Here is a 13,422-nt window from a genome sequence, read left to right as displayed (position 1 = left end):
GGTGTGATGCGTGCTAAGTGGCGCTAAGTCAAAAGCTGAGCGCAATCAACATCAACAAAAATTGGAGGCGTCAACATGGTATTAAGTCTGTGGATAGTTGTAGCGTGTGGAGTACTTGCAGTACTTTACGGTTTAATTACAAGAAGTTGGATTTTGAAACAGGATGCGGGGAATGCCCGTATGCAGGAAATTGCGACAGCGATTCAAGAAGGCGCCGCCGCTTATCTGGCGCGTCAATATAAAACTATCGCGATGGTAGGCGTCGTTTTATTTATCGCGATTGCGGTCTTGCCAGGCTTGGGGCCAGTGACCGCAATTGGTTTTTTAATCGGCGCCGTCTTGTCAGGTGCTTGCGGTTTTATCGGTATGAATGTCTCAGTGCGCGCCAATGTGCGTACTGCGCAGGCAGCTACGAAAGGAATCAACCAAGCCTTAGACGTGGCATTTAAAGGTGGGGCAATCACCGGTATGTTAGTTGCGGGCTTGGGTTTACTTGGCGTTGCATTATTCTACCTGTACCTAAGTAATAGTAATGCTGGTGGCATGTCTCAGCACGATGTGATTAAACCTCTAATTGGTTTAGCTTTTGGTGCGTCCCTGATCTCTATCTTTGCCCGTCTTGGTGGCGGTATTTTTACCAAAGGTGCGGACGTCGGTGCTGACCTAGTAGGTAAAGTCGAAGCCGGTATTCCCGAAGATGATCCACGTAACCCTGCCGTGATTGCCGATAATGTTGGTGATAACGTAGGTGACTGTGCTGGTATGGCTGCCGATTTGTTCGAGACTTATGTGGTGACATTGATCGCAACGATGTTGCTCGGTGCTTTGATGGTTACGAGTGCGGTGACTGAGGCCATTGTATACCCGTTGATGTTGGGTGCAGTATCGATTCCTGCTTCTATTGTTGGCTGCTCACTGGTTAAACATACCCCCGGCAAAAAAATCATGTCGGCACTATATAAAGGCTTATGGTGGGCTGCTGGTTTGTCTTTAATTGGTTTCGTTGCTGTTACCTATATGCTGTTTAAAGACGATGTGATGCGTCAGCAGATGTTGGTTTCCGCTGTCGTCGGTATCGTCTTGACAGGCTTGATGGTCTACATTACTGAATACTATACGGGTACGGATTTCAAACCAGTTCGCCATATCGCCGAAGCCTCAACTACAGGGCATGGAACGAATATTATCGCTGGTCTCGGTGTCTCGATGAAATCAACTGCGTACCCTGTATTGGCAGTGTGCGTGGCGATTTTAGTGTCGTATAAGTTTGGCGGTGGCTTGTATGGTATCGCGGTTGCCGCGACATCCATGTTATCGATGGCGGGAATTATTGTTGCGCTAGATGCCTACGGACCGATTACTGATAATGCTGGTGGTATCGCAGAAATGTCAGGTATGGACGAGTCGGTGCGCGCCATTACTGATCCACTCGATGCGGTTGGTAATACGACTAAGGCAGTGACTAAAGGTTATGCGATCGGTTCTGCTGGCCTGGCAGCTTTGGTGTTATTTGCCGATTACACCCATGCTTTGAGCTCAGTCGGACTTGATGTGAAGTTTGATTTGTCCGATCCGCAAATCATTGTTGGCTTGTTTATCGGTGGTCTGATTCCCTACTTGTTCGGTGCGATGGCGATGGAAGCGGTGGGACGTGCGGCAGGCGCGGTGGTGGTGGAAGTGCGCCGTCAATTCCGAGATATTAAGGGCATCATGGATGGTACTGGCAAACCGGAATACGATAAAGCGGTCGATATGCTGACAGCATCTGCCATTAAGGAAATGATTTTGCCTTCCTTACTGCCAGTCGCCGTACCTATTTTGGTGGGTTTGGCGTTAGGTCCTGCGGCTTTGGGTGGAATGTTGATGGGGACGATTATTACAGGCTTGTTTGTGGCGATTTCTATGACAACTGGCGGTGGTGCATGGGATAACGCCAAGAAATACATTGAGGATGGTCATTTCGGCGGCAAAGGTTCTGAAGCTCATAAGGCGGCGGTGACGGGTGATACCGTTGGTGATCCCTACAAAGATACGGCCGGTCCTGCGGTGAATCCTTTGATTAAAATTATCAATATCGTGGCCCTGTTATTGGTGCCTTTGTTTCCATTACTTCCTTGGTTGAAAGCGCCAGCCCAGCCAGCGCCGGTTATTTCACATAAAGCGGACGTATTGCCGCAAATCGAAGCACCAGTTGGTTTGGATGTGGTGAAAGTGAAAGCGGCTTCCGCTAGCGAAGCGGCATCTAAGTAAATACGCGACAGCATTAGAGTTGTCGTTGAGTTGTCGTTTAAGAGGAGGCAGTGATTGTGATGCAATCACTGCCTTTTTTATTGTTCGCGTATTTTTTACTTTATACAAAGAGCGAAAAGCGAGATAATTGACGTTTACGTTAACGTCATAGTATCTGGCTAGTAGTTTACCGCTTGATGCTTGGCGAATTTCTTATTCAACTAATTTTGTAACCGAGGAAAGTATGCAAATTCAAAACAATGTATTCATTATCACGGGCGGCGCATCGGGTTTGGGCGAGGCAACAGCGCGCATGATTACGGCTAACGGTGGCAAAGTTGTGATTGCTGACGTGCAGGTTGAGGCAGGTCAAAAACTGGCCGCTGAATTAAATGCGACTTTTGTTAAGTGTGATGTTACCCAAGAGGCGGATGGACAGGCGGTCGTTGCTGCAGCAACTGCGGCAGGCACGCTGCGTGGTTTGATTAACTGTGCAGGTGTTGCGCCCGCAGTAAAAACAGTGGGTAAAGATGGTGCACATCCATTGGAAATATTCCAACGCGTCGTGAATATCAATTTGATTGGTACTTTCAATATGGCACGTTTAGCAGCGGAAGCCATGAGTAAAACGGATGCAATCCAGGATGAACGCGGCATCATTATCAATACCGCTTCTGTGGCCGCTTTCGACGGTCAAATGGGGCAAGCCGCTTACGCTTCATCTAAGGCAGCTGTGGTTGGCTTGACCTTGCCTATGGCGCGTGATTTATCTCGTAACGGAATTCGTGTGATGACGATTGCGCCAGGTATTTTTGAAACGCCGATGTTGTTAGGTATGCCGCAAGAAGTGCAAGATGCTTTGGGCAAAATGGTTCCATTCCCATCTCGCTTGGGTAAACCAAATGAATATGCGCAGTTGGCGAAGACGATTATCGAAAACATGATGTTGAACGGTGAAACTATCCGTTTAGACGGTGCAATTCGTATGCAACCAAAATAAACTCCAAATTTCGCTCCAAAAATCACAGTTTCTAGCTTTCTTGCAGACATTTGTCTTGTACGCGAATACACTAGAAGCATAAGAAGAGTTTGCTTTTTGGAGTCGAATAGGAATGAATAGTAATGCCACGACAGGCTTGATACTAACTGGTGGCGGCGCCCGTGCCGCCTACCAAGTCGGTGTTCTCAAAGCTATCTCCGATATCTTGTTGGAGCAAGGCTGGGACCCTAAAAAAAATCCTTTTGGAATTGTTTGCGGCACCTCTGCTGGCGCCATTAATGCAACTGCGCTTGCTTCGCGTATTGATCATTTTAAAGAGTCGGTCGATAGCATCATGCACGTTTGGAGTAACTTTGAGGCGGCTCAAGTTTACCGGGCAGATTCTTTAGGCGTGATACGTTCTGGTGCGCGCTGGCTGTCAATTATGTCTTTTGGCTGGCTGTTGAATAAATGGCGTAAGTCGCCACCCACTTCCTTGCTAGATAATTCTCCACTAGCTGGTTTGCTACATCGTATGTTGGATATGGAACGCTTGGATAAAGCGTTTGAAACGGGCGACTTACAAGCTCTAGCCGTAACAGCATCATCCTACACCACTGGACACCACTTAACTTTTTATCAGACTTTACGTGATATAGAGCCATGGGTTCGTAGTCAGCGTTTATCACAACGTGATTTTATCGGCGTGCAACATTTGCTGGCCTCATCCGCCATTCCGTTTATTTTTCCGTCCATACCCTTAAACTGGGGCGGACATTTGGAATATTGCGGTGATGGTTCTATGCGTCAGCTGGCACCGATTTCTCCCGCGATTCATCTTGGTGCAAACAAGGTATTGATTGTTGGCGCAGGACGTTTGTCTGAACCGCCGCGTCAGAATTTTGATTTGGCCACTTATCCTAGTCTGGCTCAAATTGCTGGTCATGCGATGTCGAGTATTTTCTTAGATAGCTTGGCGGTTGATATTGAGCGCCTGACGCGTATCAATAAAACTTTATCGATGTTGCCGCCTGATTTGTTGGAAAAAACACCGTTGAAGCCAGTCGATTTGCTCGTCATCGCCCCGTCTGAGCGCTTAGATGAAATCGCCAGTCGCCATACCCAAAGTTTGCCCTTGCCAGTGCGTACGATGCTGGGAGGTATCGGCGCTACCGATGTTCGAGGTTCGGCACTAGCGTCCTACTTGCTATTCGAAGCGAGCTATACTCAGGAATTAATTGCCTTGGGTATAAAAGATACTTTGGCCATGAAAGGGGAGGTCTGTCGTTTTTTTCAGGCGCAAAACATGGCGAAGCATCCTGAGCCTGAAGAGGAAACGGTCTTGGCTTAAAACGCTATTTGACTGGCGAGTGCCAGACGTGCGATTATACTTTTTGATCTTAATTTCAAATTGCTTTTACTCTAGGCTGCTTGCTAAGCCAAAGTTAACTTCATGCGTATTTATTTCCGACAATTATTGCTAGTTTTCGCGCTGTATTTGAGCGTCAGTTTGTCCGCATTGGCGGGTAACGTGGGGCAGATCAGCACACGTGATCTACCTCCAGAAGCAAGGCAGACTTTGCGTTTAATTCAGCAGGGAGGTCCTTTCCCCTACGATAAAGACGGTTCTGTGTTTGGTAATTATGAGCGTCAATTACCCAAACGCGCCCGTGGTTATTACCATGAATACACAGTCAAAACACCGTACGCAAGAAATCGTGGTGCCAAACGTATTATTACCGGTGGCGAGCGCCCACCTTATTACGAGTATTACTATACCGATGATCATTACGCTAGTTTTAAGCTGATAAAAGATTAAAGTTAAGATTAAAACTAAGATTAAAATTCGGGTTTTCGGTATAAATTTGCAATTGCTATTGTTAATCACCTATTGAGGATGAAATGAGTTTGTTAAGCACGGTTAGCCCTAATGCAGTGCAGTCGATCAGAGCTTTTCGTAGTCCGGATTTGCAGGCGGAAGCGGTGGCTACAGGGCAGCATTTTTTGTATGCGTATTGTGCTCATACTTTGAATAAGCAAGAGGTGCTGAATACGATTGCCGACTCATTTGGTTTTCCTAGTCATTTTGGTCATAATTTCGATGCCCTGTATGACTGTTTGACTGATTCTGTCCATAAAGCGGGGGCGCAAAACGGCTTTGTTGTCGTTATCGAGCATCTGCCAAATACCGAACACTTCGATAAGGAGTTGCGAGAAACCTTGTTGGACGTGTTTCGTGATGCGGCCGATTATTGGGCCAAAAAGAAAATCCCATTTAGGGTATTTTATTCATTCGAATAATTAATTTAAATGCATTGAACAAGCCTGAATTTAGCCGAATTCAGGCTTTTTACTTGGGCTTAGACTGCTACAGAGGTACAATGCCGCAATGAAAAAAATCGTCATCCTTATTTCTGGACGCGGTAGCAATATGCAAGCCATCGTCCAAGCCTCACAATCCCAACAATGGCCAGCACAAATCGCCGCAGTGATCAGTAATAGACCTGATGCGGCTGGGTTGGCGTATGCCGCTAGTCAAGGTATTGCCACGATGGTGGTGGAAAGCAAAGCCTTCCCGAATCGAGAAAGTTTTGATACCGCATTACAGCAAGCTATAGATAGTTTTCAAGCTGATTTAGTAGTACTGGCTGGTTTCATGCGGATTTTGACGCCGCAGTTCGTTCAGCATTATGAAAACCGCATTATGAATATTCACCCATCCTTGTTGCCTAGCTTTGTTGGATTGCACACGCACCAGCAGGCTTTGGATGCCGGTGTCAAATTTCATGGCGCAACTGTGCATTTTGTGACGGCAGAACTAGATCATGGCCCGATTATTGATCAAGCGTGCGTCCGTATTGAGCAAGGTGACACTGAAGATAGTTTGGCGCAGAAACTACTCGTCAAAGAACATCAAATTTATCCACGCGCCGTGCGTTTATTCGTTGAAGGCAAATTAGTGGTTGAAGGCAATCGCGTGATTGTTAATGGATCTGAAGCAGATAGCTGCGCGATCTAATCGTATTTACAGAGGAAGAACATGAGATTACCACCAGCCATGATAGGCCACACCGAAGCCGTGTTGCGCGAAGTATTGCGTTTTACTGGTCCTGCCGACGGGACTTTGTCGCGTTATTTTAGAGAAAATCCCCGCCTTGGTGGACGCGAGCGTGGTGTGATAGCTGAAGCGATTTACGGCTTGTTGCGCAATAAAAGTGTGTACACCAGTTTTTCTGAATCTGGCACGGGTTCTGCAATGCGTCGTATTACCTTGCTTGGCTTGGCTGATGCGGTTGGTATCGACGCTTTAGGTGGCTTAAGCGAAGAAGAAGATGTTTGGTTGCGCCGCGTGATGGAAATTGATCGCAGTCATTTGCCATTGGTGTTGAAATCCAATATGCCTGAATGGTTGTGGCAAAAATTGTCGACTAAATTTGGCGATGACGAAGCGATGAAATTGGCGAGCGCGTTAAATACGCCAGCATCTTTGGATTTGCGTGTGAATGCCCTGAAATCGAATCGTGAAGACGTTATCGCGTCGTTGGCACAGGCACCGATTCTGGCCGAAGCGACACCTTATTCTGCGCAGGGTTTGCGTATCATCAAAAAACCATCTATACAAAATTTGCCTTTGTTTAAAGATGGCACGATAGAAGTACAAGATGAGGGCAGCCAAGTATTGGCGCAATTGCTCGGTGCTAAACGTGGTGAAATGGTGGCGGATTTCTGTGCGGGTGCTGGCGGTAAGACCTTAGCGCTTGGCGCTGCGATGCGTAATACTGGGCGTTTATATGCTTTCGATATTTCCGAAAAACGTTTAGCAAAATTAAAACCACGCTTGGCACGTAGTGGTTTGTCGAATGTGCATCCGGTGGTGATCGCGCATGAACGTGATGCCAAGATTAAACGCTTGGCGGGTAAATTGGATCGTGTTTTAGTGGATGCACCCTGTAGTGGTTTGGGCACTTTGCGTCGCAATCCGGATGTGAAATGGCGCCAGACGCAAGCAGGTGTTGCCGAGCTCAATGTCAAGCAGGCGTCTATTTTAGATAGCGCAGCGCGTCTGGTTAAGGCGGGTGGACGCTTGGTGTATGCGACTTGCAGTATTTTGGATGAAGAGAACGAAGGCATCGTCGAACAATTTTTGGCGACTCATCCCGACTTCACTTTACTGCCCGCGTCTCAAGTTTTGGAAGAGCAAAAAATCCAATTGGAGATGGGCGATTATTTGAAACTTTATCCGCATCTACATAATACGGATGGCTTCTTTGCTGCGGTGTTCCAACGTAATAAGTTGGCGGCAAAAACGGTCGTTGTTGCAGACGCAGATGTCGAAGCTGATGCGGACACCGATATTAAATAATTCTTTAGTTTTAGATTCAGACTCAGATTTAAATTTCAATTCAGGTTGCTCGTTTTGTTTAAAGTTTTAACGCAAGTCTCCTCAATGCAAATTATGGAAACACAATCGCTGACGCGTCTTATCGCCGAAATATCTGCCGACTTGGGTAATCCCAGTTTGCTGTTTCAATTATTGGCCTTATTGACCTGTTTTTCCTTAGCGTGGTTGATGTCGCGTAGTATTCAGCGGTTTTTTGCGACGGTGGATCATACGTCGGGCGTACTTAAAATTGGGGTGGAAAGTTTTTCTCGGGTGTTGTGGCCATTGTTGGCGCTAGTATTTTTATTTATCGCGAAGTTGGTGATCGGTAAATTTCAACACACAGGCTTATTGAAGCTATTCTTTCCTATCCTGAGCTCGTTTGCCTTAATACGCTTTAGTTTCTATGTATTCCGACGTGCTTTTGTACGCGATGGCACCGTTGGCAATGCCTTGTTGATTTTTGAGAAGGTGTTTGCAGGTTTAGTTTGGTTAGGATTGGTGCTGCACTTTACGGGCATGTGGGAAGAGATTTTTGTGGCCTTGGAAGAAGTTGTTCTGCCACTGGGAAAAAGCAAGGTCTCATTATTAGCGATTTTGCAAGGCATCGCGTCGGTCGCGTTGACTGTCGTGTTAGCCCTCTGGCTTAGTGCCATGATAGAAGCTAGATTGATGCTCATCCCAAGCATGCATTCCTCCTTAAAGGTGGTGTTATCCCGCCTGGGACGTGCGATTTTTATTTTGATCGCAATTTTAGTGAGTTTGTCCTTGGTTGGTATCGATCTAACCGTGTTATCCGTATTTGGTGGTGCGTTAGGGGTTGGCTTAGGTTTGGGCTTGCAAAGAATTACCAGCAGTTATGTGTCGGGATTTATCATCTTGTTTGATCGCAGTTTATCAATTGGCGATATGATTACCGTGGATAAATTCAGCGGCCGTGTCACACAAATTAACACTCGGTATACGGTTTTAAAAGGACTAGATGGCGTAGAGTCAATCATTCCGAACGAGATGCTAGTTTCCAATCCAGTACAAAATCTTTCGTTGACGGATCGCTCGGTGGTGGTGACGACCGATTTTACCGTTGCGTATGACACTGATCTGGATGGTTTGCTGCCAGCGCTGATTGAAGCGGTAAAACAAGTGCCACGGGTTTCTCCCACTATTACGCCATCTGCCTATCTGGTGCGTTTTGGTGCAGATGGGTTTGAAATACGTGTCGGGTTTTGGATTGATGATCCTGAGAATGGCCGTACTAATATTACCTCAGAAGTGAATCGTACTATTTGGTCTTTATTGCAAGAACGCGGTGTGCAGTTGCCTTTCCCACAGCGTGAAGTTCGTGTTTTTCAAGTCCCCGCAAAGCCATAAATGCTTAAATCGGCGTAGAATAATGATGTTCTTAGGAAATTTTTTTGCGAGCTCGTGTTAAATTTGCTTTCTGCTGTTTCGAGTTCGTTTTTATCTGGAGTGGTATATATTTTGAGTAACTTCATCGAGTTAGCTTTAGATTTTTTTAGCAATGGTGTAACGCATGCCAGTGGCTGGCAAGTATTTATTTTTACGATGGTGGTAACGCACATTACGATCGCCAGCGTGACCATTTTCTTGCATCGTTGTCAGGCACATCGAGCTTTGGAGTTGCATGCGATACCTAGTCATTTTTTCCGTTTTTGGTTGTGGTTGACGACCGGTCAAGTAACCAAGGAATGGGCTGCCGTTCATCGTAAGCATCATGCCAAATGCGAAACCGAGGAAGATCCGCATAGTCCTGTAACCCGCGGTATCAAGAAGGTCTTATTAGAAGGCGCCGAGTTATACCGTATTGAATCGAAGAATTTAGAAACGATTAGTAAATACGGCCACGGTACTCCAGATGACTGGATGGAGCGCAACATCTACACACGTTTTAGTTGGCAAGGTGTGGCGCTGATGTTGATCATCGACTTCATTTTGTTCGGTGTGATCGGCATCACGGTGTGGGCGGTACAGATGTTGTGGATTCCTATTACGGCGGCGGGCATTATCAATGGTATCGGTCACTATTGGGGTTATCGTAATTACGAATGCGCCGATGCAGCAACAAATATTATGCCTTGGGGTATTTTGATCGGTGGTGAAGAACTACACAATAATCACCATACTTTCGGTACTTCTGCGAAGCTGTCATCAAAATGGTATGAGTTTGACATAGGTTGGCTTTATATTCGTGTTCTCGAAACCGTTAAGTTAGCCAAGGTAAAGAAAGTCGCACCGCAACCTAAGTTTGATGCGGCCAAAATGGTGGTGGATGTAGAGACCTTGCAGGCAGTGATCGCGAATCGTTATGATGTGATGGCGAAATACGCTAAATCATTGAAAAAGACTTGGCGGACTGAGTTAGAACAACTGCGTGATCAAGCTAAGCTGGAAAAAAGTTTTCTGAAGGCAGTGAAGAAAAATTTACAGCGTGAGCCTGCTAAATTAGAAGCGCCACAACAACAGCAATTGGTTGAATTATTTAATCACAGTGCTGCGCTTAAAACTATGCACGATATGCGTTTGGAGTTGAATGCTATTTGGGAGCGCTCTAGCGCGACTCGTGAGCAGTTGGTAGCTCAACTGCAAGATTGGTGTCAACGCGCGGAAGCATCGGGTATTAAGACCTTACAGGAATTTTCTATGCGTTTAAGAAGTTATGCGTAGTCTTATTTGTGTTTAAAAAAATGGCGCTTAAAGCGCCATTTTTTATGCCTGAGTGATTTTGTATTCGAATTCGTTGGCATTGATAGGCGTCTTTTTGTACCGTTTTGAATTGATAAGTATTGCAGATTAGAATATAAGTCAGGTCGTAAGTCGGGCGTAAATAAGCCAAGGTAGCGGCTGCTGCATGCGAAAAAAAACCTGCGAGATTCGCAGGTTTTTTAGACATTCTATAAGAACAAATATTAAGTAATGATTACTTAATTTTGGTTTCTTTGTAGATAACGTGTTTACGTGCCTTTGGATCAAATTTCATGATCTCCATTTTTTCAGGCATCGTACGTTTGTTTTTTGATGTCGTGTAGAAGTGACCCGTGCCTGCAGTCGATTCTAATTTGATTTTGTCGCGACCAGTTTTAGCCATGATATTTTCCTAACAATGAGTTCTGTACTAAGCAGAATCTGCTTAAACTTTTTCGCCGCGAGCACGTAAGTCAACCAAAACAGCATCGATGCCGATTTTGTCAACTACACGCAAACCTGCGTTAGACAAACGCAAGGAAACCCAGCGATTCTCTGATTCTACGAAAAAGCGGCGATTTTGCAGGTTAGGCAAAAAACGACGTTTAGTTTTGTTGTTCGCATGGGAAACGTTGTTGCCAACCATTGGCCCCTTCCCAGTAACTTGGCATACACGCGCCATGTTTAGCTCCTTAATGATTTCCGAAATTGGAAAAAATGAGAGTATAGCCAAAAAACTTTGAAATATCAACGACTTGTGAAAAACAATTGTGTCTTTATTGAATTCGTAAATTTAACAATTTGAATTTCTCCTATGAAGCAAGCTGTGTCGCTTTAGATTTGCCCATGCTCTGCGAACGAATGTACTGAGTTACTGGCAACGATAAAATGATCTAAAACTCGGATATCAACCAGTGCGAGCGCTGATTTTAGGGTTTGTGTCAGACTTAAATCGGCTTGGCTAGGCTCTGGCGAGCCAGAAGGGTGATTGTGAGCCAGAATGATGCTGGCTGCATTCTGTGCTAATGCACTTTTAACCACCTCGCGAGGATATACGCTGGCATGGCTGAGGCTGCCACGGAATAATTCTTGTGCGGTGATCAAGCGATTTTTTACGTCAAGAAATAAGACTGTAAATGATTCATATTGTTTATTGCCGATTTGCAGTTGCAAATATTGTTTGACTGCTTGAGGCGAGGAAAGCGAGGAATTGGTTTCGAGTTCTTCTGAGATGGAGCGTTTTGCTAATTCTAGTACCGCTTGTAATTGTGCATATTTGGCGCTTCCAAGCCCGTGCACTTGGCCGAATTCTTTTAAGTTGGCGGCAAATAGAGCACGTAATGAGCCAAATTGCAGCAACATGTCACGTCCCAAATCGACGGCGCTTTTGCCTTTCACGCCAACCCGGAGAAAGACTGATAGTAATTCTGCGTCTGATAAAGCAGGGGCGCCATGTTTGATTAAACGCTCGCGCGGGCGTTGATCTTCTGGCCAATGATTGATTCCCATCGTATTTCTTCGCTTTTCAAAAAGGGGGGGGCGGAGATTTTCTAGTTCGACTGACTTACAATAGCGGCTTAGCGTTAAAACTAATCAAAACCAAGTTGAAACAGAGTCACAAAATAAGCTGAAAGTGAATTATGTCTGAAAAGTCTTTACTTGTCGTTAACAATGGTGCTTACTTAACTTTGCACTATCGCCTTGCAACACTCGATGGTGAGGATATTATTTCTACCTTCCATGAAAGTCCTGCGACCCTGTTGCTTGGTCAGGGGCAATTGTCTCCGGGCTTAGAAGCAGCTTTATTAGGATTGCAGGAGGGATCGCACACAACGCAAGAACTAGCACCCGAGCAGGCATTTGGATTACGTAATCCCGATCTGATTCAGCGCGTCTCCTTGAAAACCTTGCGTGAGAATTCGGCGTTCGGTGAAGAATTTAAAGTGGGAGATCTGATCGACTTTTCTGCGCCATCAGGCGGTAAATTTGCTGGCGTGATCCAAGAGTTGGATAAAGATTCTGCTTTGTTTGATTTTAATCATCCTTTGGCAGGGCAGCGGGTTTTGTTTGAAACCAAAATTATCGGCATATTGTGAGTGAGATTGTGAGTAAGATGATGAGTGACTTGAACCAAGAAATTTTACTAGCCCAGCCGCGTGGATTTTGTGCTGGAGTAGATCGCGCTATCGATATCGTAGAGCTCGCTCTGGCACAGTTTGGTGCACCGATTTATGTGCGGCATGAGATCGTCCACAATGCTTATGTGGTGAATGACCTACGTGAAAAGGGCGCTATTTTTATTGAAGAGCTTGATGATGTGCCAACCGGCAGTACTTTAATTTTCTCAGCACATGGCGTGTCTCAATTAATACGGGAAGAGGCGGATAAGCGTGGCTTAAAAATTTTTGATGCAACCTGCCCGCTAGTAACGAAAGTACACATCGAAGTATCAAAAATGCGCAAAGAGGGGCGCGAAATTATTATGATAGGTCATCAAGGCCACCCAGAAGTGGAAGGTACGATGGGACAGAGTGATGGTGGAATGTATCTGGTAGAGACGGTAGATGACGTGGCTAATTTGCAGGTTGCAGATCCTGCGTTGTTGGCTTATGTGTCGCAAACGACTTTATCAGTCGACGATACGGCAGACATTATTGCCGCGTTGAAGGAAAAGTTTCCTTTAATTGCAGAGCCCAAAAAAGGTGATATCTGCTACGCCACGACGAACCGTCAGGCTGCCGTGAAATTTATGGCACCACAAGTCGATTTGGTGATCGTGGTTGGTAGTAAAAATAGTTCGAACTCCAATCGCTTACGTGAAGTGGCGCAGAAGATGGGAACGGTTTCTTACATGGTCGATAAGGCGGCTGACATCGATCCTAAGTGGTTAGATAATTGCCGACGTGTAGGGGTTACTGCGGGGGCATCGGCACCGGAGATATTAGTTAATCAAGTGATTGATCAATTAAAATTATTGGGGGCAAAAAGTGTGCGTACCTTGGACGGAGAGGAAGAAAATGTGACTTTCCCTTTGCCTAAAGGTTTGGTAAATCCAGTTAAACAATGAATGCGGTATTGAACTATTAATGCAAACAAGAGGCCTCGGGATCAGCGTCACGAGGCCTCTTGC

At 45.7% G+C, this 13,422-nt stretch carries 13 protein-coding genes and 1 pseudogene; 11 read left to right on the top strand and 3 right to left on the bottom strand.

From position 1 onward, the window contains the following. Positions 1 to 75 precede the first annotated feature (75 nt). From ACFFJH_RS17615 to ACFFJH_RS17575, 9 genes and pseudogenes are all read left to right on the top strand, one after another. The gene (locus ACFFJH_RS17615) at positions 76 to 2,250 is read left to right on the top strand and encodes a sodium-translocating pyrophosphatase (RefSeq protein ID WP_390214263.1); all 2,175 of its coding nucleotides are present in this window, start codon (positions 76 to 78) and stop codon (positions 2,248 to 2,250) included. A 223-nt stretch (positions 2,251 to 2,473) separates the two neighbouring features. Continuing rightward, a complete protein-coding gene (locus ACFFJH_RS17610; protein ID WP_390214262.1) occupies positions 2,474 to 3,229 on the top strand; it encodes a 3-hydroxyacyl-CoA dehydrogenase in 756 nt (251 codons plus the stop codon). 112 nt (positions 3,230 to 3,341) lie between these two features. Beyond that, the gene (locus ACFFJH_RS17605; RefSeq protein WP_390214260.1) at positions 3,342 to 4,559 is read left to right on the top strand and encodes a patatin-like phospholipase family protein; all 1,218 of its coding nucleotides are present in this window, start codon (positions 3,342 to 3,344) and stop codon (positions 4,557 to 4,559) included. A gap of 102 nt (positions 4,560 to 4,661) precedes the next feature. Further along, a complete protein-coding gene (locus tag ACFFJH_RS17600; protein WP_390214257.1) occupies positions 4,662 to 5,027 on the top strand; it encodes a guanyl-specific ribonuclease in 366 nt (121 codons plus the stop codon). 65 nt (positions 5,028 to 5,092) lie between these two features. After that, positions 5,093 to 5,509 (top strand): annotated as a pseudogene (locus tag ACFFJH_RS17595) (barstar family protein); the annotation flags it as partial. An 88-nt stretch (positions 5,510 to 5,597) separates the two neighbouring features. Continuing rightward, complete coding sequence (gene purN, locus ACFFJH_RS17590; RefSeq protein WP_390214255.1) at positions 5,598 to 6,227, top strand: phosphoribosylglycinamide formyltransferase; 630 nt, start codon at positions 5,598 to 5,600, stop codon at positions 6,225 to 6,227. Positions 6,228 to 6,248: 21 nt separating this feature from the next. Next, entirely contained in the window at positions 6,249 to 7,571 is a 1,323-nt protein-coding gene (locus ACFFJH_RS17585) for an RsmB/NOP family class I SAM-dependent RNA methyltransferase (RefSeq protein ID WP_390214254.1), read from the top strand. A 93-nt stretch (positions 7,572 to 7,664) separates the two neighbouring features. Beyond that, positions 7,665 to 8,960, top strand: a complete 1,296-nt coding sequence (locus tag ACFFJH_RS17580; protein ID WP_390214253.1) for a mechanosensitive ion channel family protein — start codon at positions 7,665 to 7,667, stop codon at positions 8,958 to 8,960. 111 nt (positions 8,961 to 9,071) lie between these two features. After that, on the top strand, positions 9,072 to 10,274 hold the full coding sequence (locus ACFFJH_RS17575; RefSeq protein ID WP_390214252.1) for a DesA family fatty acid desaturase: 1,203 nt from the start codon (positions 9,072 to 9,074) through the stop codon (positions 10,272 to 10,274). A gap of 253 nt (positions 10,275 to 10,527) precedes the next feature. On the opposite strand, the gene rpmG is transcribed toward ACFFJH_RS17575, so the two are convergent. The 3 genes from rpmG to radC form a co-directional block, all read right to left on the bottom strand. Continuing rightward, the gene (gene rpmG / locus ACFFJH_RS17570; RefSeq protein ID WP_189344774.1) at positions 10,528 to 10,695 is read right to left on the bottom strand and encodes a 50S ribosomal protein L33; all 168 of its coding nucleotides are present in this window, start codon (positions 10,693 to 10,695) and stop codon (positions 10,528 to 10,530) included. Positions 10,696 to 10,737: 42 nt separating this feature from the next. Continuing rightward, positions 10,738 to 10,974 carry a 50S ribosomal protein L28 gene (gene rpmB / locus ACFFJH_RS17565; protein ID WP_189344773.1) on the bottom strand — a complete coding sequence of 79 codons (237 nt, stop codon included), beginning with the start codon at positions 10,972 to 10,974 and terminating at the stop codon, positions 10,738 to 10,740. A 152-nt stretch (positions 10,975 to 11,126) separates the two neighbouring features. Next, on the bottom strand, positions 11,127 to 11,801 hold the full coding sequence (gene radC / locus ACFFJH_RS17560; protein WP_390214250.1) for a RadC family protein: 675 nt from the start codon (positions 11,799 to 11,801) through the stop codon (positions 11,127 to 11,129). 131 nt (positions 11,802 to 11,932) lie between these two features. Between radC and ACFFJH_RS17555 the strand changes: the two genes are divergently transcribed. After that, the gene (locus ACFFJH_RS17555; RefSeq protein WP_390214248.1) at positions 11,933 to 12,388 is read left to right on the top strand and encodes an FKBP-type peptidyl-prolyl cis-trans isomerase; all 456 of its coding nucleotides are present in this window, start codon (positions 11,933 to 11,935) and stop codon (positions 12,386 to 12,388) included. A 17-nt stretch (positions 12,389 to 12,405) separates the two neighbouring features. Then, entirely contained in the window at positions 12,406 to 13,359 is a 954-nt protein-coding gene (gene ispH, locus ACFFJH_RS17550) for a 4-hydroxy-3-methylbut-2-enyl diphosphate reductase (protein ID WP_390214355.1), read from the top strand. The last annotated feature ends 63 nt before the right edge of the window (positions 13,360 to 13,422 follow it).

It is taken from the genome of Affinundibacterium danionis, from assembly GCF_042432465.1.
Lineage (GTDB): Bacteria > Pseudomonadota > Gammaproteobacteria > Burkholderiales > Burkholderiaceae_D > Undibacterium > Undibacterium danionis.
This window is presented reverse-complemented; position numbering and strand designations above follow the sequence as displayed.